Here is a 1,256-nt window from a genome sequence, read left to right on the forward strand (position 1 = left end):
GGCAGGTTACACTAACGGTAGAGCGTACTGAGAGGGATTTCAATCTTAAAGTGGCATTATTGTTGAGCGTGTAAGAGTATATGGGAACGTAATCGTTCTGAATTTAACGGCGAAGATATTGCCGATTTGCGCAGTTGACAAACTTGGCATCCGTCCAAGGTATTTCCATCTTAATAATTAGGCAAAAGCCAGTCGATTCTTGAAAGGAGGATCAATTCTATTCAATCTTAGGCGGGCATTGCAAGATTTATCTTAGAATTAATAAAGTGTCTAAACCTTTGAAAGATAAGGTTAATGGTATATCGATACCAGAAATCTAAAGGTTATTTGAGCTCCTAACAGCATAGCGTTGATAAGTCTTCTTTTATTGAATTCTAAAGATAATTTAATTCTCGAAAATGGTAACCATATATTTATTTATCAGATATTGTATGATATGATACTTAGGAAAATAGTACCAGTCGGAGGGTGTAAATCGTGAAAAAAAAGTTGCTGGTTAGTTCTCTAGTATCTCTTTTGCTTTTATCAGGTACATCAAGTGTGTTAGCTCATCCAGGGAGAACCGATGCAAGTGGTGGACATACGTGTTGGACCAATTGTGCCAAATGGGGACTAGAATATGGAGAGTATCATTATCATGGCGGAGGTTCTTCCTCAAGTTCAAAGTCATCTAGTAGTTCGAGTAGCTCAACATCCAGTAGCTCTAGTTCATCTTCATCATCAAAATCTACAAAATCAAAAGAAACTAAGCCTCAATACACACAATCGTCTTTAAAAGTTTATGTAAACGATAAGAAAGTAAACTTTTCGAACAAACCTCTACAATATGAAGAAAGTAACTTGATCCCACTGCGTGACATTTCAAAAGCTCTAGGTGCCTCATTTACATACGATGCTGGGAGTGGAACGATCGGTTTAACAAAAAATAAGTACAAAGTAACGTTAACGCTGGGTAGTAAAACGGTATTTTACAATGGTATGTCTTCTACATTAAGTACCGCTCCAAAAGCCATTAACGGAATTACGTACATTCCTGTACAGGCTATTAAGGGTTTAGGTGCATCTATGAAATTTACTTCAAGCAATAACACATTAAATATTGAAATCTAGACTACTCCGTGGAGGGCGCTTGCTCTCCATTTTTTTGAATTAAGTTAGAAAGCGTGTACCACTTACTGTATTGTTTCTTTAGAATTATCGGATGTTCAAGCTCACTAATACATACCTTGGAGTGAACGAATGTTAACTAAAAAGTA

Annotated in this window: 1 protein-coding gene; it reads left to right on the top strand. The window is 36.5% G+C overall.

Annotation, left to right across the window (positions count from 1 at the left end; genetic code table 11):
- Positions 1-477: 477 nt before the first annotated feature.
- Positions 478-1,110, top strand: coding sequence for a copper amine oxidase N-terminal domain-containing protein (locus CS562_RS32430; RefSeq protein WP_099859439.1), 633 nt, complete (start codon positions 478-480; stop codon positions 1,108-1,110).
- Positions 1,111-1,256 lie beyond the last annotated feature (146 nt).

Source organism: Paenibacillus sp. LK1, assembly GCF_002750415.1.
Lineage (GTDB): Bacteria > Bacillota > Bacilli > Paenibacillales > Paenibacillaceae > Paenibacillus > Paenibacillus taichungensis.